The 23,533-nt window shown below is 70.6% G+C and carries 16 protein-coding genes and 2 pseudogenes; 12 read left to right on the top strand and 6 right to left on the bottom strand.

Going from position 1 to position 23,533, the window contains the following annotated elements; genetic code table 11:
• Positions 1 to 86 precede the first annotated feature (86 nt).
• From ACN26Z_RS13255 to ACN26Z_RS13245, 3 genes are all read left to right on the top strand, one after another.
• Positions 87 to 860, top strand: coding sequence for a class I SAM-dependent methyltransferase (locus ACN26Z_RS13255; RefSeq protein ID WP_093409775.1), 774 nt, complete (start codon positions 87 to 89; stop codon positions 858 to 860).
• Positions 861 to 997: 137 nt separating this feature from the next.
• Entirely contained in the window at positions 998 to 1,540 is a 543-nt protein-coding gene (locus ACN26Z_RS13250) for an SRPBCC family protein (protein WP_093409777.1), read from the top strand.
• On the top strand, positions 1,537 to 2,106 hold the full coding sequence (locus ACN26Z_RS13245; RefSeq protein WP_139233227.1) for an SRPBCC family protein: 570 nt from the start codon (positions 1,537 to 1,539) through the stop codon (positions 2,104 to 2,106). The genes ACN26Z_RS13250 and ACN26Z_RS13245 overlap by 4 nt, the downstream gene beginning before the upstream one ends.
• A gap of 59 nt (positions 2,107 to 2,165) precedes the next feature.
• Here the strand turns inward: ACN26Z_RS13245 and ACN26Z_RS13240 are convergent, their stop codons facing one another.
• The 4 genes from ACN26Z_RS13240 to ACN26Z_RS13225 form a co-directional block, all read right to left on the bottom strand.
• Positions 2,166 to 3,005 (bottom strand): ABC transporter permease, encoded by an 840-nt coding sequence (locus ACN26Z_RS13240; RefSeq protein ID WP_093409524.1) that lies wholly within the window; start codon positions 3,003 to 3,005, stop codon positions 2,166 to 2,168.
• Positions 3,002 to 3,988: an ATP-binding cassette domain-containing protein gene (locus ACN26Z_RS13235; protein ID WP_093409527.1), complete on the bottom strand. Its 987-nt coding sequence runs from the start codon at positions 3,986 to 3,988 to the stop codon at positions 3,002 to 3,004. Before ACN26Z_RS13235 ends, ACN26Z_RS13240 begins: the two co-directional genes overlap by 4 nt.
• A gap of 124 nt (positions 3,989 to 4,112) precedes the next feature.
• Positions 4,113 to 5,819, bottom strand: coding sequence for an ABC transporter substrate-binding protein (locus ACN26Z_RS13230; RefSeq protein ID WP_282239034.1), 1,707 nt, complete (start codon positions 5,817 to 5,819; stop codon positions 4,113 to 4,115).
• A gap of 19 nt (positions 5,820 to 5,838) precedes the next feature.
• On the bottom strand, positions 5,839 to 6,837 hold the full coding sequence (locus tag ACN26Z_RS13225) for a methyltransferase (RefSeq protein ID WP_421461439.1): 999 nt from the start codon (positions 6,835 to 6,837) through the stop codon (positions 5,839 to 5,841).
• A 198-nt stretch (positions 6,838 to 7,035) separates the two neighbouring features.
• Between ACN26Z_RS13225 and ACN26Z_RS13220 the strand changes: the two genes are divergently transcribed.
• The 3 genes from ACN26Z_RS13220 to ACN26Z_RS13210 are packed head-to-tail and all read left to right on the top strand — an operon-like array spanning position 7,036 to position 11,277.
• Positions 7,036 to 8,364 carry an aminotransferase class V-fold PLP-dependent enzyme gene (locus ACN26Z_RS13220; protein ID WP_282240532.1) on the top strand — a complete coding sequence of 443 codons (1,329 nt, stop codon included), beginning with the start codon at positions 7,036 to 7,038 and terminating at the stop codon, positions 8,362 to 8,364.
• Between the two features lies 1 nt (position 8,365).
• Positions 8,366 to 10,039 carry an ABC transporter substrate-binding protein gene (locus ACN26Z_RS13215; RefSeq protein WP_282239036.1) on the top strand — a complete coding sequence of 558 codons (1,674 nt, stop codon included), beginning with the start codon at positions 8,366 to 8,368 and terminating at the stop codon, positions 10,037 to 10,039.
• Positions 10,036 to 11,277 carry a DUF885 domain-containing protein gene (locus ACN26Z_RS13210; protein WP_421461438.1) on the top strand — a complete coding sequence of 414 codons (1,242 nt, stop codon included), beginning with the start codon at positions 10,036 to 10,038 and terminating at the stop codon, positions 11,275 to 11,277. Before ACN26Z_RS13215 ends, ACN26Z_RS13210 begins: the two co-directional genes overlap by 4 nt.
• An 11-nt stretch (positions 11,278 to 11,288) precedes the next feature.
• Here ACN26Z_RS13210 and ACN26Z_RS13205 read toward each other — a convergent pair whose 3' ends face one another.
• Together ACN26Z_RS13205 and ACN26Z_RS13200 are read right to left on the bottom strand one after the other, a co-directional pair.
• Complete coding sequence (locus ACN26Z_RS13205; RefSeq protein WP_421461436.1) at positions 11,289 to 12,482, bottom strand: macrolide family glycosyltransferase; 1,194 nt, start codon at positions 12,480 to 12,482, stop codon at positions 11,289 to 11,291.
• A gap of 52 nt (positions 12,483 to 12,534) precedes the next feature.
• Positions 12,535 to 13,559: pseudogene (locus ACN26Z_RS13200) on the bottom strand (aldo/keto reductase).
• 163 nt (positions 13,560 to 13,722) lie between these two features.
• Between ACN26Z_RS13200 and ACN26Z_RS13195 the strand changes: the two are divergent.
• The 6 genes and pseudogenes from ACN26Z_RS13195 (at position 13,723) to ACN26Z_RS13170 (ending at position 23,529) form a co-directional block, all read left to right on the top strand.
• Positions 13,723 to 14,853, top strand: a complete 1,131-nt coding sequence (locus ACN26Z_RS13195; protein ID WP_421461434.1) for a DegT/DnrJ/EryC1/StrS family aminotransferase — start codon at positions 13,723 to 13,725, stop codon at positions 14,851 to 14,853.
• A gap of 38 nt (positions 14,854 to 14,891) precedes the next feature.
• Positions 14,892 to 16,028 (top strand): nucleotide disphospho-sugar-binding domain-containing protein, encoded by a 1,137-nt coding sequence (locus tag ACN26Z_RS13190; protein ID WP_421464643.1) that lies wholly within the window; start codon positions 14,892 to 14,894, stop codon positions 16,026 to 16,028.
• Positions 16,018 to 17,300 (top strand): annotated as a pseudogene (locus ACN26Z_RS13185) (cytochrome P450); the annotation flags it as partial. The gene ACN26Z_RS13190 and the pseudogene ACN26Z_RS13185, both read left to right, overlap by 11 nt.
• A 45-nt stretch (positions 17,301 to 17,345) precedes the next feature.
• Positions 17,346 to 18,587 (top strand): NAD(P)/FAD-dependent oxidoreductase, encoded by a 1,242-nt coding sequence (locus ACN26Z_RS13180; RefSeq protein ID WP_421461432.1) that lies wholly within the window; start codon positions 17,346 to 17,348, stop codon positions 18,585 to 18,587.
• A 70-nt stretch (positions 18,588 to 18,657) separates the two neighbouring features.
• Positions 18,658 to 19,689 carry a ketoacyl-ACP synthase III family protein gene (locus tag ACN26Z_RS13175; RefSeq protein ID WP_093409788.1) on the top strand — a complete coding sequence of 344 codons (1,032 nt, stop codon included), beginning with the start codon at positions 18,658 to 18,660 and terminating at the stop codon, positions 19,687 to 19,689.
• Positions 19,690 to 19,728: 39 nt separating this feature from the next.
• Positions 19,729 to 23,529: a type I polyketide synthase gene (locus tag ACN26Z_RS13170; protein ID WP_421461431.1), complete on the top strand. Its 3,801-nt coding sequence runs from the start codon at positions 19,729 to 19,731 to the stop codon at positions 23,527 to 23,529.
• Positions 23,530 to 23,533: the final 4 nt, after the last annotated feature.

The following is a 23,533-nucleotide window of genomic DNA, read 5'->3' as shown; positions in this document are numbered from 1 at the left end:
CGGCAAGCAACCTTGCCGTGTTGTGCCATCCGACGCTCCTGCTCTACGCTTGAAAATATAAAGTGATCTACGTCTGGGAGGCCTCTATGGGCAGCGGTGACGGTCAGGACCTGCGTGCCTTCGTGCACGACTCGGCCGAGGAGACGGACACGACTCAGCGCCTGACGAAGCTCTTGACCAACTCCCCCATCCCGACCGAGGAACTGGTCAACAACCTTCCCCTCTTCCTACGCCGGCACCAGCTGACCGACCTGCTCTCCATGGACCACCTCTACCGCGAGGTCCTGGACGTACCCGGCGTGATCATGGAGTTCGGTGTCCGGTACGGCCGCCACCTCGCCACCTTCACCGCGCTGCGCGGCCTCTACGAGCCCTACAACCCGCTGCGCCGCATCGTCGGCTTCGACACCTTCACCGGATTTCCGGACGTCAACGAGGTCGACAAGGTCGGTCCGACCGCGTACGAAGGCCGGTTCGCGACCCCCGGGGGCTACCCGGCGTACCTGCGGGAGGTCCTCGACGCCCACGAGTGCAGCGAGTTCTTCGGCCACGTGACCCAGCGCAGCGTCCTCGTTGAGGGGGACGTACGCGAGACGGTGCCGCGCTACCTGGCGGAGAACCCGCAGACGGTCATCGCGCTGGCCTACTTCGACCTCGACCTCTACGAACCGTCCAAGGCGGTGCTCGAGGCCATCCGTCCACACCTCACCAAGGGCAGCATCGTCGCCTTCGACGAGTTGGACAACCCCAAGTGGCCGGGGGAGAACATCGCGATGCGGGAGACCCTTGGCCTGGACCACGCCACGCTGCGCCTGATCCCCGGCCGACCGGCCCCCGCCTACCTGCGGTGGGGCTCCTGAACCCCGCGTGTCCACCGCGCATCGAGCAAGCCGGGCGGGGTACGTATAAACTCTGACTTACGTTTGCGTCGACTTATGGAGAGGTGGGCGAGCCGCGGGCCGTCCACCTCCCGCACAGCGACAGTGAGGACGGAGACATGCCACAGGAGAAGACCGCGTCCGCCACCCGCACGGCGACCAAGAGCACCACCGCCCGGAAGCCGAAACCGCCGAACTACGATCCGTTCGTCCGGCACAGTGTCACGGTCGCGGCCGACCGCAAGACCGCCTTCAAGGTGTTCCTGGAGGACTTCCCGCAGTGGTGGCCGGAGAACTTCCGCACCACAAAGGTCGGCGCGCCCCTGGGCGTCGACCCCAAGAAGGGCGGCCGCCTCTACGAGATCGACGAGCAGGGCGAGGAACACACCTTCGGCCTGATCCGCACGGTGGACGCACCGGACACCCTGGCCGTCGGCTGGCGACTCAACGGTTTCGGCCGCATCGACCCGGACAACGCCAGTGAGTTCACGGTGACGTTCGTGCCCGACGGTCAGAAGAAGACCCGGGTTGAGGTCGAGCACACGCACTTCGACCGGATGGGCACCAAGCACGCCAAGCGGGTGCGCAACGGCATGGACAAGGGCTGGCCCACGATCCTCGCCTCCTTCGAAAAGAGGATCAAGGAGGTGACGGCGAAGTGAGCGAACTCAACAACCCGGTGGCCTCCGGCCAGCCGACCGAGCGACTCATCGGCCGGCGTTCGATCCCCGCCGGCGACGCCCGCAGCGTCATCATCCGGCAGCGATACGACGCGCCGGTCGAGGAGGTATGGAGCGCCTGCACCGACCCGAACCGGATCAACCGCTGGTTCATCGAGCCGAAGGGGGAGCTACGCCAGGGCGGCACCTTCGACCTGCCGGGCAACGCGCACGGTGACATCCTGCGTTGCGAGCCGCCGCGGCTGCTCACCCTCAGCTGGATCTACGGCGACAAGCCCGACAGCGAGGTGGAGCTGCGGCTGAGCGAAGACGGCTCCGGCACGCTGCTCGAACTGGAGCACGCCACGGTCTCCGACCTGATGCTCATCGAGGTGGCCGTGGGCTGGGAGATGGCCCTCGACTTCCTGAGCATGTTCCTGCGCGGCGACCTGCCCGGCGCCCCCGTACCGGAGGACGCCGCCGAGGAGTTCGAGCCGAGTCCCGAGATGATGCGGATCGCCCAGGAACGCGGCCAGACCTGGGCCGCCCTGGTCAATGCCGAATCCTGACCGCCAGACGAAGCCGGCCCCGGTTCCCTCGTGGGAACCGGGGCCGGCTTCGTCTGGGGTCAGCGCTGCTTGCGGTTGTAGAGCAGGGCGGTCGGCGTCGCGAACACCACAATGAGCGCCGCGCAGGCGAGCAGACCCGCCGTGAGGTCACCGCCAGACAGATCACCGTGCATCAGGCCACGCGTGGTGGTCGCGGCATGGGTGACCGGGTTCAGCTTCACCACCGCCTCGAGCCAGCCCGGCATGGTCTGGGAGGGGGCCAGGATGTTGCTGCCGAACAGCAGGATGAACTGAAGCAGGTTGACCACACCGGCCGCGGCCGTGGGCTGCGGAATCAACACCGCGAAGAACATCCACAACCAGCTCACGCTGAAGGTGAACAGCTGCAGGTAGAGCAGCGCGAGCACCACACCGGCGAAGCCGCCGTCCGGGCGGAAGCCCAGCAGCAGACCCAACGCCAGCGGCACCACCGAGGTCAGCGCGTACCGCAGGACGTCGCCGCCCATCGTGCCGACCAGGACCGCCGGCTGCCAGATGGGCGTGGAGCGGACCCGATCGAACATCCCGGTCGCGATGTCGCGGTTGAGCGTCAGGGCACTCATCATGCTCGACGCCACAAGCGACAGAACGATCACACCGGGCAGGAAGAACTGCAGATAGTCCCCAGGCGTACCGGCGATCGCGCCACCGAGCAGATACGTGAAGACCAGGGTGAGGATCACCGGGAACACCACGGCGGTACCAAGGTGGTCCTGCACGTACTTCAGCTTGATCAACGTCCGCCAGGCGAACGTACGGCAGGCGAAGAGGGCGCCCGGAGCGGGTGGCCGTTGCATGCCGGGCACCGACCGACCGGGGAACTCGGCCGCCGGCCGAGCCTGGGTGCTGGATGATGTCATGCCCGAACCTCCGCTTCCTCTTCTCGGGTGTCGTCCAGCGTGGAGTGGCCGGTGAGCGCGAGGAACACCGTGTCCAGCGACGGCTGCCCCAGGGTGAAGTCCTCGACGCTGATTCCCGCGCGGGCCAACTCGCCGAGGGCGCGCGCGGCCTGGTCGGCGTCGGGAATCTTCACCAGCAGCCGGGACGGGTCGGACTCGGCGTCCACGCCCGCGCCGATCGCGCGGGCGAGCAGCGTGCCCGCCTCGGCGCGGCGGGACGGATCGGTCAGCAGCACCTCCAGCACGCCGTCGGCGCGGCTGGTCTTCAGCTCGGCTGGCGTCCCGCGGGCCACCACCTGCCCGTGGTCGATCAGGGTCAGGTCGTCGGCCATCTGGTCGGCCTCGTCGAGATACTGGGTGGTGAGCAGGACGGTGCCGCCGTCCTGGACGAGCACCCGGATCATCTGCCAGACCTCGCTGCGGCTGCGCGGGTCGAGGCCGGTGGTCGGCTCGTCGAGAAAGAGCAACTCGTGCGTCACCACCATGCTGGCGGCCACGTCGATGCGCCGTTTCTGACCACCGGAGTAGGTCTTCACCAGCCGATTACCGACCTCGGTGAGCTCGAACGCCTCCAGCAGCTGCTCGGCGCGGGCGGTGGCCGGGCGGTGCCGCAGGCCCTGGAGGCGGCCGGCGAGGATCAGGTTCTGCAGGCCGGTCATGTCCTCGTCGAGCGCCATGGTCTGCCCGGTCAGGCCGATCCGGCGGCGTACCGCCGCCGCCTCGCGCACCACGTCGTGACCGAGCACCTGGGCATTGCCGGAGGTGGGCCGCAGCAGGGTCGCCAGAATCTTCATGGCGGTCGTCTTGCCGGCGCCGTTGGGCCCCAGTACACCGTGGATCGTCCCGGTGCGCACGGTGAGGTCCAGCCCGTCCAGGGCACGCGTCTCTCCGTAGACCTTCACCAGCTCATGGGTCTCAATGGCCAGCGCTGGATTGCCTGTCATGCTCTCTCCCGTCGCGTCACAGCGAACTCGGGCAGCCGAATCACGAGATCTTGCCCGGACCAAGCTACAGAAGCTACTTATATTATTCAAGCCTGCTATTAGTCGCGACGACAATAACGCCGGATCAATCCGGCGGGTCAAGCCACAGGTTGGCCGCGTCGTACCAGCGGTCGACGTGCGGGAGGGGAATCGCGTCGCGTACCCGCGCGCTGGTCAGGTGCTCGATGGTCGGTTCGCAGACCAGGATCGGCACGATCGCCACGTCGGTGAGGACCTGCCGGTCGACCTGGTGCCACAGCGCCGCCGCCGAATCCTCGGTAGGCGCGGAGAGCGCGCGGTCGATCAGGTCGTCGACCAACGGATTGTGGTAGCCGCCGTAGTTCGCCGTGCCGACGGCTGTGTTGCTCTGGAACATCGGCTGTACGTAGGACCGGCCGTTGTTGCCGAACCAGTCGGGCATGAAGGCCGCCGGGGTGATGTCCCACTCCCCCGCTGCCGCCCGTTTCGGATCCTGGAGGATGCGGTAGTACTCGTCGGTCTGGTCGATCTCCACCAGTCGACAGTCGATCCCACCCGCGGCCAGGTCCTCGGCGATCGCCTTCGCCACCTGACCGTGCACCGCGTCGATCCGGTAGATCATCGTCAGGGTGAGCCCGTCCGGATAACCCGACTCGGCCAGCAGTTGGCGACACCGCGCACGGTCACCTTCGTCCCCCGGGGTCGGGTACGGGTCGTAGTCACGGTGGCCGACGTTGCCAGGCGGGATGACGCCGTGCGCGGGACGGGTCACCGTGCCGATTCCCATGTCGTCGAAGAACCGGACCAGCCGCGCCTTGTCGATCGCGTACGCGATGGCCAGCCGGACCTCCCGCCGCCGCAACGCGCCCGCCGCACGCGGACTGTGCAGGTTGAACACCAGGTAGGGGTTGAGCGCCCAGCCGAGGTTGCGGTCCGCTTCGGTGCGTCGGCGTGGCCGCCCCACGGCGGCGCCCCAGGACAGGTCCGCCCGTCCGCTGGTGATCTCGTCGCGGACCCGCTCGTCGCTCACCCGGGCCATCCGGACGTCGATCCGGTCCACGTACCGGCGACGGATCGGGTCGGCGTCGGGCCGCCAGGCCGGGTTGTGCGCCATGGTGAGGTGGCTGCCCGGAACGTAGGAGGTGATCCGGTACGGACCGTTGGAGCGGACCTGGCGGATGAACTCCGGGCTGTCCGGGACGAGTTGGTCGTACTCGTGCGGGGCTGCCGAGGCGAACGGCATCGCCAGCAGGTTGAGCAGATCGTTTGCCGGTCTGACCAGGTCGATGACCAACGTCCGGTCGTCGACCGCCCGCAGGCCGGCGATGTCGTGGCTGTTCTGGTAGTCGGCAAGCTCCGCAGCGGTGGGAGTGCGGCCGGCGAAGCGAGCCCGGTAGCCCGCGACGAACTGCCCCATCCCGGCGATGGTGCTGGTGTAGTAGGCGAGGGCCCCCGCGCCCGCCACCGGATTCGCCATCCGCTTGAAGCCACGGACGAAGTCGGCGGCGGTGACCGCCCGCTGCGGGCTGGTGTCCCAGTACACCCCGTCCCGCAACCGCAGCGTGTAGCTCCGACCGTCGGCGCTGCGTCCTCCGTTGGCGAAAGTGGGCAGTTCGGCGGCGACATCCGGCACCGGCACCAGTGCCCGGGCATCCTCCGTGGTCGGATAGCTGAACAGCTGCCGGGCGAACAGCCGGATCACCTGGTGGGAGAAGGCGTAGTAGGCGGCGGCGGGGTCGAGGTGGTCAAGTCCGCCGGGGCCGTAGAAGCGCAACGTGCCGCCGGGGCGGGGACGTGGGTGGGGATCCGGCACGGTTCGACGACCTCCCTGCTCAGGCCGGCACGCCGACCGCTACGGACATCACCGACCGGGTGGCCACCACCTGCTCCATTCGGAGGCCGGCGGCGATGAACAACGGTTCGAGTTCGGCGGCCGTACGCTCCTGTCCGGTGCGTGCGGCCAGCATCATGAAGTCCATCTCCTTGCTCTGGTGCGGGTCGTTGCCCTCCGGAACGACCGCGTCGACCACCAGTACCCGGCCGTGCGCCGGCATCGCGCGACGGCAGTTGGTCAGGATCCGTACGCTCCGCTCGTCGTCCCAGTTGTGCAGGATCCGCTTGAGCACGTGCACGTCGGCGTGAGGCGCCTCGTCGAGGAAGTCGCCGGCCACGACCTTCCAGCGCCCGGCGACGTCCGGCTCGTCGAGCCGATGGCGGGCGACCACCTCGGCGCGGTCCAGCAGGATGCCTTGGAGGCCGGGGTGTTCGCGCAGCACGGTGAGCAGGAAGCCGCCTCGCCCGCCGCCGACGTCGGCGACCGTGCCGGTGTCGGGAAAGAGGCCGGTGCGGGCGAGGATCAGGTGCTCGGCGGCGCTGACCGTCTCCATGCCCTCGTAGTAGAGCGCTTCGACCTCGGCGTCGTTGTCGAAGTAGTCGTTGAGCGAGCGCCCGAAGATCTCGTCGAACCCGGGTCGGCGCGCCCCCATCGCGTCGGTCACCCGGTGGCTCATCGTCCAGAACATCGTGTCGGTGAACATGAGGATGCCGGCCCGCGCCGGCACCGGGGAGTCCGACCGCAGCGCGGCGCCCTTGTCGGTGAGGGTGAACCGGCCGTCGTGCTCGTGCACCACGTCCCGCGCGGCGAGCAGTCGCAGCACCCGGCGCAGTCCGTCGACGTCGGTGCCGGTGGCGGCGGCCAACTCGGTGGCGGTGCGCGGCCCGTCGGCCAGATGGTCGGCGACGTTCACCGTCGCTGCCGCCCGCAGCGCCGCCGCGTAGGTGTAGCCCATCGCCTCCTGGTAGAGGGCCAGCGCCGACTGCAACCTGTCCATGTTTCCTCCGGGCCCGATCGCTACTGCCGCACACGCTTGCTCGGATGCTATACCGGAATGAAGTGGATGGCAGCGCTAGCCTCTCTTCACCGCAACTTGCGCGATAGCCTCGCCGCTTTTCACTTGAGAAAGTGATTGTTCTGAGCGTCGGCCCGGACCGCCTCTGCGGCCTCCGGACCCGCCGTCGGCTACGAAGGGATCACCGTGAGCCATACCGTGGAGTCCCCCGGCTCGGCCACCGTCCCGGCGTCGGTGCCACCGAGCCCGTTGCGCACCGCGTCGTGGAGCCGCATCCGGGAACTGTTCGCCCTGGACCCGACGACAGTGCATCTCAACACCGGAACCGTCGGGGCCATGCCGTACGAGGTCCTCGACACCGTCGACCGGGTCACCCGGCAGTGGACGGGTGGACTTCTGGACGTCTACCGGCCGGCCATGTTCACCGAGTACCGGGCCTTCATCGGCAAGACGTTCGGGGTGGACGAGGACGAGATCGTCATCTGCCACAACGCGACCGAGGGCGTCGCCCGGGTCATCCACGGGCTGGACCTGCGCGCGGGTGACGAGGTGGTGACCACCACCCACGAGTGCTACTCGGTGTTGTCCAACTTCAACCTGCTGCGCAACCGGCACGGCATCGTGATGCGCACCGTCACCCCGCCGTCGGGCCACGACGTACGGGCCGAGGAGATCGTCGACCTGGTCGAGTCGGCGATCACACCGCGTACCAGGGTGCTGTCGTTCGCGGCGATCACCCTCTTCACCGGCACCATGTTCCCCGTCCGGCAGCTGTGCGAGCTGGCTCACCGGTACGGCCTGACCACAGTCATCGACGGCGCCCTGATCCCCGGCATGCTCGACGTGAACCTGCGCGACTACGGCGCCGACTTCATCACCTGCTCCGGCTCGAAGTTCCAGTGCGGACCGCTCGGCACCGGCCTGATCTACGTCCGCAACAAGGTCGTCCCCGAGTCCAACCCGCTGCCGTTGCCCACCTTCTGGCCGCTCATCTCGACCTGGTACCCGATGATGGGCAGCCCGCCGCCGCGTACCACAAACGAGGTCGCCAGCTACAACATGGGCGACTACCTGCAAAGCGCCGGCAGCGCCAACCTGGCGCGCGGCGCCGCGCTGACCCGCGCCTTCGAACTGTGGGACGACATCGGGCGGCACCGCATCGAGCGGTACGTCATGGAGCTCGCCGAGTACGCGCGCGGCCGACTGATCGAGGCTTTCGGCGAGGAGGCCATGTACTCCCCCGGCGTCGATCCCCGGCTGCGCTCACCGCTGATCGCGTTCAACCCGTTCCGCCGCCCCGAGGACGCCTGGAACATCAAGAAGTTCATCACCTTCGTCAAACGACTGGAGACCGAGCACCGGATCTGGACCCGTTGGACCGAGTTCGACGTCCCCGGATCGCCGCACCAGCACTACGCGGCACGCATCACCACGCATCTGTTCAACACGCGTGAGGAGATCGACCACAGCGTCCGGACGATGGTCCGCCTTGCCGAGGAGATGTCCTGAGGTGACCCAGGCACGCAGCACCACGATCAGCACACCCGGCACCCGGCACCGGAACATCCTGCGGTTGCTCGGTACCACCGCCGTCCACCAGGCCGACCCGGCCGCCGCCTGGTCCCCGGCCGAGCGCCAACTGCTGCGGCTGACCACGCGGCAACTGGTCAGCTACCGCGGGGCGGCTGACCCGACCGACTGGCGGGCCCTCGGCCCGGTCGGTGACCTGGCCGTCGACGTGCCGTCCACCTACAACGCCGGGCTCGGCGCCAGTCACCGCTCGTATGTGGCACACCTGCGCCCGGACGTGTGGTGGGACACCCCGCAGCCGAGGCGGATCACCGCTCACGACGTCGTACGCGGCTTCAAGCGGCTCGCCAACCCCGTGACCCGCCATCCCGCGCTGCCCTATTTCCGCAGCACGATACGAGGCATGGACCGGTACTGCGCGGAGTACGCCGCCGCCGTCGCCGGTCAGCCGGTCTCCGCGGCACTGCTGGCCGGCTTCGCCAACGCGCACGATCTGCCCGGCGTGTTCGCCCTCGACGACGAGACGGTCGTCATCGAACTTGTCCGCCCGGCGTTGGACTTTCCCGACATGCTCGCCCTGTCCTGCGCCTCCCCGGCCCCCGCCGAGTACGACGCGTACCTGCCGGGCAGCCCCGAACTGCACGCGCATCTCGTCGCCAGCGGGCCGTACCGGGTCGCCGCATGGCAGCCCGGGGAGACCATCCGGTTGGAACCGAACCCGACCTGGCGTCCGGAGAGCGACCCGGTGCGGCGCCAGCGTTTCGACGCGGTGGAGTTCCGCGTCTCCGACGACGGTCCGCGCCGGCTGGCCGACCAGCTCGCCGCCGACGTGGCCGACCTGCCGTGGGGGGTGCCCGTCGGCGAGGTGAGCGGGTATCGGGCTGACCCGTTCCTGGTGTTCAACCTGCGCGACCCGGCCAACCCGGCGGTGGCCACGGCAGCCGTGCGGCGGGTCATCGCCGACGCGATCGACCGGTCCGCGCTGGCCCGGATCGCCCGCGCCGACGACCCGTGGTCGGCGATTCGCGAGGCGTACACCGTGGTGCCGCCGGGCAACGACGGACACCTGCCGCCGGACCCACCGGCCGACCCACCGGCGCACGGCACCCCCCGCGAGCGGCTCACCGCCGCCGGCCATCCGGACGGACTCGTCCTGACCGCGGTGTGCCCCGACCGGACCGAGGAGGTGGCCCTGGCCCGCGCCTGGGCCGCCGACCTGGCCACGGCCGGTATCGAGGTACGGCTGGTGGCGTTGGACGAGGCGACGCACCGGGCGCTGCTCACCGGCGCCGCAGACGCACCGGCGCAAAGCTGGGACGTCAGCACCACGTCGTGGACGGCACCGTGGGGGTACGGCAACGCGCGGGTGTTCCTCCAGCCGCTGGTGGATGGCGCACGGCCCAGCGGCCACCGCGACGAGGAGATCGACCGGATGGTCGAGGAGGCGGTCGACGCCGCCGATCCCCGGGAGGCCGTGGCGTGCTGGCAGCGGGTGCAGCGACGGCTGCTGGCCGACGCTGCGGTCGTACCCCTGCTGTTCCGACGCCCCACCGGCGCGGCGCCGCGCGGGCCACGGGTGCACGGCGCCGATGCCCTGCCCTCGCTCGGTGGCCTGGCCGACCTCGGCGACGTCCGCCTGAGGAACGAGCGGTGAGCACCGCCGAGGAGGTCGTCGCCGACTACCTCACGCTCGGGCTGCGGATGGGTCGATTGGTCGACGGCTACGTCGACTGTTGGTTCGGCGATCCGGCGCTGGCCGCCCGGGTCGCCGCCGAGCCGGTCCCCGACCCGGCGACGTTGGCCGGGCAGGCCGGTGAGCTGCTGGCTCGGCTGTCCGACGCGGACCTGCACACCGACCGCCGGCGGTTCCTCACCGCCCAGGTGCGGGCCGTGCACTGCGCCGCCCGGCGGGCCGCCGGTGAGCCGACCGGCTTCCTCGACGAGGTACGAACCTATTTCGGCGTCGAGATCGGGCTCGGCGACCCGGAGCGGTACGCGGCGGTGCATGACGCGATCGGCGCGCTGCTGCCCGGCAGCGGCACGCTGATGGAGCGGGTGGAGGAGTTCTACGCCCGCAACGTGGTGCCGCCGGATCGGCTGGGTCCGGCGGTACGGGCCGTCACCGACGCGCTGCGTGAGCGTGCCCGGCCGCTGCTGGGGCTGCCCACCGCCGAGCAGGTGGAGATCGAGGTGGTCCGCGACCGGCCGTGGAACGCGTTCAACCGCTACCACGGCGGGTTTCGCTCCACAGTGACCCTGAACGAGACGGCGGGCCGCACGATCGCGGTGCTGCCGTTGATGGCGACGCACGAGGCGTACCCCGGTCACCACGCCGAGCACTGTCTCAAGGAAGCCGGCCTGGTCCGGCAGCGGGGCTGGGACGAGCACCGGATCGCCCTGGTCAACACGCCACAGTGCCTGATGGCCGAGGGAACCGCCGAGCACGGTGCGACCGCCCTGCTCGGCCCCGGTTGGGGCCGGTGGACCAGCGAACTGCTGACCGACCAGGGCGTCACCGTCGAAGGTGAGCTGGTCGAACGGCTGGTCGCACTGGTCAACCAGCTCATGCCGGCTCGCCAGGACGCGGCGATCCTGCTGCATGACCGGGGCGTACCGCCCGACGACGTCGTGGCCTACCTGCACCGGTGGCTGCTGCTGCCCCGGGACCGGGCCGAGCAGATCGTCACCTTCCTGGTCGATCCGTTGTGGCGGGCGTACTCCACCACCTACGTCGAGGGTGCCCGGCTGGTCGGCTCGTGGTTGGCCGCCCGGCCGACCGAGGTGCCGCTGATCGAGCGGTATCGCACCCTGTTGACCGAGCAGGCGCTACCCGGTCAACTGCACGACGACATCGTCGCGGAGGCGGCCGGTCCGGTCCCCACGGCCAGCTGATCCGGCCGGCGTCAGCGGCGCCGGGACAGATACGCCTCGGTCGCGTCGGCGGCGCGTACCGCGCCGCCGGCCTGCCGCACCTGCTCCCGCATCGCCGCCACCCGCTGCGCCAGCGCAGGGTCGCCGGCCACCCGCTCGACCGCGGCGAGCAGCTCCTGCCCGTCGGCCTTCTCCCCCGGCAGGAGCACACCGAGACCGAGCTGGTCGACCCGGCGGGCCATCGGCTGCACGTCGAAGGAGTGCGGTACGACAACCAGTGGGCGCCCCCAGTGCAGCGCCTCCATCAGGGTGCCCATGCCACCGTGCGTGACGCAGACGCTCGCCCGTTCCAGCACCTCCACATGCGGCACCCACGGGTGCGCCTCCACATTCGGCGGCAGATCGCCGAGCTGCGCCGGATCGACCTGGTCGCCGAGGGTCATCACCACGTGCCAGGGCTGATCGGCGAACGCGCGAGCACAGTCGCGGAAGAACTCCGGCCGGTCGTTGAAGGTGGTGCCCAGCGACACCAGCACGACCGGTAGGTCGTCGACGGGCGGTGTCCACCGCCCGAGAAAACGTCGTTGCCCGAAACAGGGCCCCACGAACTCGAACCGCTCGTCGAAGCTCTCCCCGGCGATCTGGAACGCCTTCGGCACAAACACCAGGTTGAACTGCTCGACGTGCTGCCAGCACGCGATCACCGACCGGGTCAGACCGTGCTCGGCGAGCAACGCCGCCAGGGTGTCCCGGAACGCCGGGAGGTCCAGCGGGTCGATCGTGCCGGCCAACTCGATCATGTCCCGGGAGAAGGAGTAGCGCTCGTTGGAGGCGAAGGCGGCGCTGAGCCGGCCGGCCGGCCGATCCCAGCGGGCGGCCAGCAGCTGCCCGGCGATGAACGGGAAGTCGTCGTAGAGGATCAGGTCCGGGACGTCGTCGTCGAGCGCGGCAGCGGTGGCCCGCAGCACCGACACGTTCTCCCGCAGATACATCAGGTGCGGTCGGACACCGAGGTCGTCGGCGCCGAAGACCTCGGCGGCGTCAGCGTCGATGATCTCCGATGCGTACGGCACCACGGTCGCGCCGGCCGCCGCGACCGGCGCGGCGAACCCGCCTGCGGTGACGTAGCTGACCCGGTGTCCACGCCGGACCAGCTCGGTGACCACCGCCAGGGTGGGCAGGACCAGGCCGTGGCTGGCCACGTTGACGAAGAGCAGATGGGCCAACGGTCGACTCCGTCCGTGGTCGCGTCCCGCACCGGTGTGGCACGGGTTCAGGTCAGGACATCCAGGCGTCCGGTGCCGGACCGCCGCGCCCCGGCGGCGGGAACAGCTCGTCCAACCGGGCCAGTTCGTCGGCCGCCAGTGGCTGCTCCAACGCCCGCAGGGCACCGTCGAGGTGCTCCGGCGTACGGGGACCGACCACGGCCGCGGTCACTCCCGGCCGGTGCAGCACCCAGGCCATGCCGACCTCGGCCGGGTCCCGTCCGAGATCGGCGCAGAAGCGCTCGTACGTCTCCAGCGCCGTGCGGTGCCGGGCCAGCCCCTCAGCGGCCCTCCCCTGGGCGGACTTCACCGCCGTGCCCTCCGCCCGCTTGCGCAGCACACCGCTGAGCAGGCCACCGTGCAGCGGCGACCAGACCAGCACGCCGATGCCCTCGGCTGCGGCGGCCGGTAGCACCTCCAACTCGACGTACCGGCTGACCAGGTTGTAGACGCACTGCTCGCTGGCGAGACCGAGCAGCCGGTGTCGGCGGGCGGCCTCCTGTGCGCTGACCAGGTCCCAGCCGGCGAAGTTGGAGGATCCCACGTAGCGGACCTTGCCCTGGCGCACCAGTTGCTCCATGGCCTGCCAGATCTCGTCCCAGCCGACCTCCCGGTCGACCTGGTGCATCTGATAGAGGTCGATGGTGTCGGTCTGCAACCGACGCAGCGACGCCTCGCAGGCGGCGACGACATGCCGGGCGGACAGGCCCCGGTCGTTGGGGTTGTCACTCATCGGATTGCCCACCTTGGTGGCCAGCACCACCGAGTCGCGGCGGGACGGGTCCTTGGCCAGCCAGCGGCCGATCATCTCCTCGGTCCAGCCACGGTGTACGCGCCATCCGTAGATGTCCGCGGTGTCGACCAGGTTGACCCCGCGGTTCCACGCGTGGTCGAGCAGCCGGTGGGCGTCGGACTCGTCGACCCGACCGCCGAAGTTGACGGTCCCGATCGCGACCCGGCTCACCCGCAGGCCGGTCCGGCCGAGCCGGACATGCAGCGACGCCACCCGTACCTCCTGTGCCGGGCCGGATCCACCATCCGGCAACCACCCTTACACGATATAGATTTATGAAGCATGCGACGTGGGGCGATATGAGGTCCGCAATCAGGAAGAACGGTTAGCACCCCTGGACGCCCTTCCGCCCTTGACCACCCTCATTAATCACTTGAGAATCATGTGGCACCTATCGAGGGGGGCGCGATGATCCCGTTGTCCAAGGTCGCCATGTCACCGGACGTCGGCCGACGCGTCTCCGCCGTGCTGCACAGCGGGCGTCTGGAGCACGGGCCGACCGTGGCCGAGTACGAGGCGGCGGTCGGCGAACGCATCGGCAACCCCCGCGTCGTGTCGGTCAACTGCGGCACCGCCGGACTGCACCTGGCCCTCAGCCTCGCCGCCCGCCCCGGGCCCGGGCAGGCCGCTCAGGCCGATCCGGGTGAGGTGCTGAGCACCCCGCTGACCTTCGAGGGCACCAACTGGCCGGCCCTCGCCAACGGGCTGCGGGTGCGCTGGGTCGATGTCGACCCGGCGACGCTCAACGTCGACCTGGACGATCTGGCGGCCAAGATCTCACCGGCCACCCGGGCCATAGTGGTCGTGCACTGGCTCGGATACCCGGTGGACCTCAACCGGCTCTCCGCCATAGTGGATCAGGCCGCGGCCCGGTACGGTCACCGGCCACTGATCATCGAGGACTGCGCTCAGGCGTGGGGTGCCACCTACCGGGGCAGCCCGCTGGGCACGCACGGCAACGTCTGCGTGTTCAGCACCGGGGCGATCAAGACCCTCACCACCGGCAGCGGCGGACTGGTCGTGCTGCCCGACGACGACCTGCACGAGCGGCTGCGGCTGCGCCGGTGGCTGGGTATCGAGCGAGCCTCGGACCGGATCACCGGCGACTACGACGTGGCCGAATGGGGTTACCGTTTCGTCCTCAACGAGATCGGCGGCGCGATCGGCCTGTCCAACCTGGAACACGTCGACGAACTGCTGCGCCGGCACCGGGAGAACGCCGCCTACTACGACAAGGAGTTGACCGGTCTCGACGGCGTCGAACACACCGAACGCGCCGACGACCGGGAGCCCTCGTTCTGGGTGTACCCCCTGAAGGTGCGCGACCGTGCCGCGTTCATGCGCCGGCTGCACGAGGCCGGCATCGCCAGCAGTGTCATCTCCCGCCGCAACGACGCGCACAGCTGCATGGCGTCGTCACGAGCCCACCTGTCCGGCCTGGACTCGGTGGCCGACCGGGTGGTCTACATCCCGGTGGGCTGGTGGCTCACCGCGGAGGACCGCTCCCACGTCGTCGAAACGATCAGATCCGGCTGGTGAACCACGCCAGCCGTCACCTCGACCCGAAGGGCACCGACATGCGCGTCCTGTTCGTCTCCTCCCCCGGTATCGGTCACCTCTTCCCCCTGGTCCAGCTCGCCTGGAGTTTCCGCACCGCCGGTCACGACGTGGTCATCGCGCTGGCCGAACACACCCAGAAGGCCGCCGCCGCCGGCCTGGAGGTGGTGGACGTGGCCCCGGACTACAGCGCGGTAAAGGTCTTCGAGCAGGTGGCCAAGGACAACCCGCGGTTCGCCGAGACGGTCGCCACCCGCCCCGCCATCGACCTGGAGGAGTGGGGGGTGCAGATCGCCGCCGTCAACCGGCCGCTGGTGGACCGCACCATCGCTCTCGCCGACGACTTCAAGCCGGACCTGGTCGTCTACGAGCAGGGCGCGACCGTCGGGCTGCTCGCCGCCGCACGCGCCGGGGTACCCGCCATCCAGCGCAACCAGAGCGCCTGGCGCACCCGGGGCATGCACGCCTCCATCGCCTCATTCCTGACCGACCTGATGGAGAAGCACCAGGTCACCCTGCCCAAGCCGAGCGTGACGATCGAGTCGTTCCCGCCGAGCCTGCTGCTGGAGGCAGAGCCGGAGGGATGGTTCATGCGCTGGGTGCCGTACGGCGGCGGAGCGGTCCTCGGCGACCGGCTACCGGCGTCCCCGCCCCGCCCGGAGGTGGCCATCACGATGGGCACCATCGAACTCCAGGCGTTCGGTATCGGCGCGGTGGCGCCCATCATCGCCGCCGCCGCCGAGGTGGACGCAGACTTCGTGCTGGCGCTCGGCGACCTCGACATCACCCCGTTGGGCGAGCTGCCGCCGAACATGCGCGCGGTCGGCTGGACCCCGCTGCACACCCTGCTGCGGACCTGCACCGCGGTGGTGCACCACGGCGGTGGCGGCACCGTGATGACCGCGATCAACGCGGGCCTGCCGCAGTTGCTCGCACCCGACCCCCGCGACCAGTTCCAGCACACCGCACGGGAGGCGGTCAGCCGGCGTGGCATCGGCCTGGTGAGCACCGCCGACAAGGTCGACGCCGACCTGCTGCGGCGGCTGATCGAGGACGAGTCAATGCGCACGGCGGCGCGGGAGGTACGCGAGGAGATGCGCGCGCTGCCCACGCCGGCGGAGACGGTACGACGCCTCGTGGAGCACATCGCCAACTGAGCCGGCTCACGCTGTCCGCCGGCCCGTCCGGCGGACGGCGTGACCAGCCACCGGAGGGAGAACCTCGTGTTGGCCGATGCCGTGACCGCGTTCGATCCGACCGCCGTCGACGTCCGGCGCGACCCGTACCCGTCGTACCACTGGCTGCTCCGCCACGATCCGGTGCACCGCGGCGCCCACCAGGTCTGGTACGTCTCGCGTTTCGCCGACGTCCGCGCGGTGCTCGGCGACGATCGGTTCGCCCGGACGGGCATCCGTCGATTCTGGACCGACCTGGTCGGGCCCGGCCTGCTCAGCCGGATCGTCGGCGACATCATCCTGTTCCAGGACGAGCCGGACCACGGCCGCCTGCGTGGGGTGGTCGGCCCGGCCTTCTCGCCGTCGGCGTTGCGCCGCCTGGAGCCGATGGTCGAGGCCACCGTCGACGACCTGCTACGCCCGGCGCGGGCCGTCGGCACGATGGATGTCGTGGCCGATCTGGCCTACCCGCTGGCACTGCGCGCGGTCCTCGGGCTGCTCGGCCTGCCGGCCGGCGACGCCGACGCGGTCGGCCGCTGGTCGCGTGCGGTGGGCCGGACGCTGGACCGGGGTGCCACCGCCGAGGACATGCGGCGCGGGCACGCGGCCATCGCCGAGTTCGCCGACTATGTGGAGCGGGCGCTGGCCGAGCGGCGCGACGACGGTGAGGACCTGCTGGCCCTGATGCTCGCCGCCCACCGGAGCCGGCGGATGAGCCGCAACGAGATCGTCAGCACCGTGGTCACCTTCATCTTCACCGGCCACGAGACAGTGGCCAGCCAGCTCGGCAACGGCCTGCTCAGCCTGCTGGACCATCCGGAGCAGTTGGATTCGGTGCGCCGACGGCCGGACCTGGTGCCCCGGGCGGTCGAGGAATGTCTGCGCTTCGACCCGGCGGTGCAGTCGAACACCCGGCAGCTGACCGCCGACGTCGAGTTGCACGGCCGGCGGCTGCGCCGCGACGACGTCGTGGTGGTCCTCGCCGGTGCGGCCAACCGGGACCCCGGGCGGTACGACCGACCCGACGAGTTCGACGTCCGCCGCGAACCCGTGCCGTCGATGTCCTTCGGAGCGGGCATGCGCTACTGCCTCGGGTCGTACCTGGCCCGGCTTCAGCTGCGTACCGCCCTCGGCGCCATGGCCGCGCTGCCGGACCTGCGCCTGGCTGTCAGCCCGAACGAACTGGTCTACCAGCCTCGAACGATGTTCCGCGGTCTCACGAGGCTGCCGGTCGCGTTCACGCCGGCCGGTTGAGCCCCGCCGGCGGTCCGACGTACGCGAGCAGGAGGAGCAGGTGCCATGAGACAACCCGGTGCCGAGTACGACGTCATAGTCGTCGGTGGCGGTCCCGCGGGGGCGTGCACCGCCGGTCTTCTCGCGCTGGAGGGGCACCGGATCCTGTTGCTGGAGCGTGAGAAGTTTCCCCGCTACCACGTCGGCGAGTCGCTGATCACCGGCATCGTCCCGACGCTTACCGCGTTGGGACTGCTCGACCGCATGGCCGAGCTGCGGTTCCAGGTCAAGTACGGCGGCAGTCTGCTGTGGGGCGAGAACCAGACGGAGCCTTGGTCGTTCCGCTTCCGAGAGGTCCGGGGTGGCCGCTACGAGTACGCCTGGCAGGTCCGGCGCGCCGAGTTCGACGCGATGCTGCTGGACCGGGCGCGGGAGCTTGGTGTGCACGTCATCGAGGGGGCGACCGTACGGGACGCGCTCACCGACGGCGATCGGGTCACCGGCGTGCGCTATCAGTTCAAGGGCGAGTCGGACTCCGTGTCGGCGCGGGCGACGATTGTGGTCGACGCCGCGGGCCAGCATCGCTGGTTGGGTCGCCGGTTCGGGCTTGTCGACTGGTACGACGACCTGCGCAACGTGGCCGTGTGGAGCTACTGGCAGGGCGCCCTGCGCTACCCGGGTGAGCACGAGGGGGACCTGCTGACCGAGAGCTGCCGGCAGGGCTGGCTCTGGTACGCGCCGCTGAGTCCGGAGCTGACCAGCATCGGCTACGTCACGACCAGCGATCGGCTGGTGGCCTCAGGGCTGTCGCCGGAGCAGCTGCTGGAAAAACAGATCGCGGAGTCGTCCGAGGTCTCCTGGCTCACCTCGGGCGCGAAGCGGGTGGATATCTATCGTGCGGCGCGCGACTGGTCGTACACCTGCCAGCAGTTCTCCGGCCCGGGCTGGGTCCTGGTCGGCGACGCGGCCGCGTTCATCGACCCGCTGCTCTCCTCCGGGGTGACCCTGGCCATGCGCGGAGCGAACAGCGTGGCGAAGGCGGTCCACGAGACGCTCACCGCACCGGACAAGGAACGGCACGTCATGAAGGACTACGAGGACAGGTACCGGGACTTCCTCGGCCAGTTGCTGGAGCTGGTCCGGTTCTTCTACGACGGCGCGCACGGCAAGGAGGAACTGCACCTGCGGGCTCAGGCCATCGTGGATCCCGACCGCAGCCTGCCACCCAAGCTCTCGTTCGTGTCGCTGCTCTCCGGGCTGGTCCGCGGGGACGAGAGCCTTGCCCCCGGCGCAATCGACGAGCATTGACCACTACATCTGGCGCTATATATTGTTAAAGTAAAGATCCTAAGATCATTCGCCCCGAGGAGTGAACTCGATGCGCACCGCCGGAACGTACATTCGTGGGATCGGGGCCTACCTTCCTGAGACCGTGACCGTCGAACACGCCGTCGCCCAGGGCTGGTATCCCGAGGAGGACATCGAGACCCACGAGCTCGGAGGCGCCGCCGTCGCCGGGGACCTGCCCGCGCCGGAGATGGCCCTCCGCGCCGCACAGGACGCCCTGAAAACCAGCGAGCTGAATCGCGGCGACATCGACCTGCTGCTCTACGCGGCCGCCTGGCACCAGGGCCCCGAAGGCTGGATCGCCCACGCGTACCTTCAGCACTACCTGCTCGGCGGCGTGCCCCGGGCGAGCGAGATCCGGCAGGGCTGCAACGGCATGTTCACCATGCTGGAACTGGCCGCGAGCTACCTCAAGGCGGAGCCGGAACGCACGGCCGCGATGCTGGTCGCCGCCGACAACTACGGGACCCCGCTGTTGGACCGCTGGCGGACCAACCTCGGGTTCATCCTCGGCGACGCCGCCTCGGCGGTGGTGCTGAGCACCGAGAGCGGCTTCGCCGAGCTGCTGTCGGTCTGCTCGATCACCGTGCCGGAGGCCGAGGAGGTCCACCGCGGCGGCGAGCCGATGTTCCCGCCCGGCGCGACCCTCGGCAAGGATCTCGACTTCGGCGCGCGGCTCTTCTACCACATCACCGAACAGACGCCCGTGCTCGCCGTGCTGGGCGAGGCACAGGAGACCATGACGACCGTGGCCGAGCAGGCGCTCGCCGAAGCCGGCATCGACACCACCGACCTGACCCGGGTGTCCTTCATGAACTACTCCCGCGAGGTGGTGGAGCAGCGCTGCATGGCGCCACTCGGCCTCGGCATGGAGAAGTCCACATTCGACTTCGGCCGCATGATCGGCCACTGCGGCGCCAGCGACCACCTGCTCGCCCTGCACCACCTGCTGCGTACCGGTGAGCTGACGGCCGGTGACCACGTGCTCTGGCTCGCGATGGGCCCCGGCGTCGAGTTCACCGCAGCCGTGCTGCGCATCCTGCACACCCCCGACGGCCTCTGACCGGCCCGGAAGCCGCCACCGACCCACGGAGGTACGACGATGACCCGGGATGACCCAGCCGGCCGCCCCTTCCAGGTGGCCGTCATCGGTGTCGGCTGCCGGCTGCCCGGCGACGTCGACAGCCCCGACGCCCTCTGGGAACTACTGCTCAAGGGGGGACAGACCAACGCGGAGATCCCCACCCAGCGGTGGCGGGCGTACCGCGAGCGAGGCCCGGAGTACGAGGCGGTCCTGCGGGAGACGGTGACCGCCGGCAGCTATCTCGACGACATCGCCGGATTCGACGCCGAGTTCTTCGGCCTGACCCCACGCGAGGCCGCCGAGATGGACCCGCAGCAGCGGATCCTGCTGGAGGTCGGCTGGGAAGCGCTGGAACACGCCGGCCTGCCACCGACCGGTCTGGCCGGCAGCGACACCGGCGTCTTCGTCGGAGTCAGTACCACCGACTACGGCGACCGGCTGCTGGAGGACCTGCCCACCGTCGAGGCATGGACCGGCATCGGCGCGGCCACCTGCGCACTGGCCAACCGCATCTCGTACGCCCTGGACCTGCGCGGACCGAGTGTCGCCGTCGACACCGCCTGTTCGGCGTCGCTGGTCGCGGTTCACCTGGCCTGCCAGAGCCTGCTGCTCGGCGAGAGCACCGTCGCCCTGGCCGGCGGCGTCAACCTGGTGCTCGCGCCCGGGCAGAACGTGTCGCTGGACGCTGCGGGCACGCTCGCGCCCGACGGGGTCAGCAAGTCCTTCGACCGCGACGCCGACGGCTACGGCCGAGGCGAGGGTTGCGGTGTGCTGGTACTCAAGCGACTCGACGACGCGGTCCGGGACGGCGACCGGGTGCTGGCAGTGATCATCGGCAGCGCGGTCAACCAGGACGGACGCACCGACGGCATCATGGCCCCCTCCGGAGAGGCCCAGCAGCACGTCGTCCGCCGCGCCTGCGCCCGCGCCGGCGTCACACCGGACAGCGTCGACTACGTGGAGGCACACGGCACCGGCACCCGACTGGGCGACCCGGTCGAGGCCGGCGCGCTCTCCGCGGTCTACGGCGCCGGCCGACCGCCGGAGCGGCCCTGTCTGATCGGGTCCATCAAGTCGAACATCGGCCACCTGGAAGGCGCGGCCGGCGTCGCTGGACTGATGAAGGCGATCCTCGCGCTGCATCAGGACCGGATTCCCGGCACCCCGCTGCGCGGCCGGTCGATCCCCGCCGTCGACGGCGACGGCACCGGGTTGCGACTGGTCACCAGCCCGCTGCCGTGGCCACGTCGCGACGGGCCCCGCCGGGCCGCCGTCTCCGGCTTCGGGTACGGCGGCACCATCGCCCACGTGATCCTGGAACAAGCCCCGACGCTGCCGTCCACCGACACCGCGGACGACGACGCAGGCCAACCCATGGTGCCACTGTCCGCCCGCTCCGCCGCCGCCCTTCGCGCGCAGGCCGGCCGACTCGCCGACCGGCTCGCCGCCGACGACCGGACCAACCTGGCCGACCTCCGGCACACCCTGGCACACCGACGCGCCCACCTGAGCCACCGTGCCGTGGTCACCGGCACCGACCGCAGCGGACTGGCCGCCGCGCTGCGCCAACTCGCCGACGATCAGGCGGACGCCGGCACCGTGTCCGGGGTCGCACCGGGCGGCCGCTCCGTACGCCCGGTGTGGGTGTTCTCCGGGCACGGGTCGCACTGGGCCGGAATGGGCCGCGACCTGCTCAGTCACGAGCCGGCGTTCGCCGCCGCGATCGACGAGATCGAGCCGGTGGTCGCCGAGGAGGCGGGCTTCTCGCTCCGCACCGCCCTCGGCGCCGCGGAACTCGGCGGCGTCGACCGGATCCAGATCCTGACCTTCGCCATGCATCTCGGTCTCGCCGCCGTGTGGCGGGCGTACGGAGTGCGACCGGCGGCGGTGATCGGCCACTCCGTCGGTGAGGTGGCCGCCGCCGTCACCGCCGGCGTACTGAGCCCGGTCGACGGCGCCCGACTGATCTGCCGCCGCTCCGCCCTGCTACGCCGTGCCGCCGGGCGCGGCGCGATGGCCATGGTGACCCTGCCCTTCGCCGACGTCGCCGAACGGCTGGCCGGCCGCGCCAACCTGGTCGCGGCCATCGCCTCCGCCCCCGCCGCCACGGTGGTCTCCGGCGACATCGCCGCCGTGGACGAGATCATCGAGCAGTGGCCGGCCGATCGGATCGCCGTTCGCCGGGTGCAGTCCGATGTGGCCTTCCACAGCCCGCACATGGACCCGCTCGTCGACGAGTTGCGCGCCGCGGTGCTCGACCTGGACCGTTCACCGGCCGTGGTACCGATGTACTCGACGGTGCTCGACGACCCGCGCGCGACGCCCAGCTGCGACGGTGACTACTGGGCGGCCAACCTGCGGCGCCCGGTACGCCTGGTCCATGCGGTCGAGGCGGCCCTGGCCGACGGACATCGCGCCTTCCTGGAGATCTCCGCGCACCCGGTGGTCGCCCATTCGCTGCGGGAGACCGCCGACCACGCCGACATCGCCGACGTGTACATCGGAACGACCTTACGGCGGCACGCCCCCGGCCACCGCACCATGGTGGCGGCAGTCGCCGGAGCGTACTGCCACGGCGTCGAGCTCGACTGGACGCGCCACTCCCCGCAGGGCCGGCTCGTCGAGCTGCCCCACTACGCCTGGCAGCACCGCGAGCACTGGCGTGAGCCCGAGCCGCCGGGCACCGCAGGTGGGCACGACATCGGGTCGCACACGCTGCTCGGCACGCCGACCAGTGTGGCCGGCAGCGAGCTGCGCCTCTGGCACACCGTGCTCACCGACGCCACCCGCCCGTACCCGGGCAGCCACCAGGTGCAGGGCGCGGAACTCGTGCCGGCGGCGGTGCTCGTCGCCACGTTCCTCGCCGCCGCTGCCCGCGACGGTGCTCCGGTGGCGTTGCGGGAGCTGTCGATGCGGGTCCCGCTCGCCACCCACGTGCGCCAGGAGATCCAGGTGGTCGACGACGAGGGCCAGCTGCGGCTCGCCTCCCGACCGGCCAACGGCGACCCGGCGCCGTGGCTGACCCACGCCACCGCCCGGGCCGTGCCGGCGAACGACCCGCTTGCCGGCACGGTGGCCACACCGCCGGCCGGCGGTGTGGTCGCCGACGTCGGGCTGGTCGCCGCCCACCTGACCGCCGTGGGAGTGCCGGCCACCGCCTTCCCCTGGACGGTGGACCGTCTGATCACCGCCGAAGGCGGCCTGCGGGCACGGGTCCGCTTCCCGGAGTCGGCCGGCGGCTGGGCGGCGATCGTCGACGCGGCCGTTTCCATCGCACCTGTCGTCTTCCCCGGCCCGCCCCGACTGCGCCTGGTAGACGGCGCCGAGTGGGTCGAGATGGCCGGCGCGCCGCCGACGGTGGCGGTGATCGACGTGATCCGCGACGCCTCCCGGGAGGACACCGCCTCGGTCCTGGTCAGCGCGCCCGACGGCACGATCGTCGCGCAGTTCGCCGGCTTGCGGTACCCGGTGGTGCCGGACGCGCCGGACGGGCCGGCCGACCAGTCCGGAGCGGCCGGCGGGTCGCTGGCCGGGATGGATCCGGACGAACTGCGCGAACGCCTGATCGACGAGGTGCGCGCCGCGATCGCCGCGGAGATGAAGCTCCCCGCCGAGTCACTGGACCCGCGGCTGCCCCTCGTGCAGCAGGGCTTGGACTCGGTGATGACCGTCATCGTGCGGCGACGGCTGGAGAAGACGTACCGCCAGGTGCTGCCGGCCTCGCTGTTCTGGCAGCAACCGACAGTCGTGGCGATCGCGGCCGAGCTGACCGAGTTGATCGCCGCCCCGCCGCAGCCGGCCGGAGCGGCCGCCCGCTGACCCA

Origin of the sequence: Verrucosispora sp. WMMD703, from assembly GCF_049178935.1 — a bacterium.
GTDB lineage: Bacteria > Actinomycetota > Actinomycetes > Mycobacteriales > Micromonosporaceae > Micromonospora > Micromonospora sediminimaris.
Note: the sequence above shows the minus strand (reverse complement) of the source record. Positions and strands in the feature narration are given on the sequence as shown.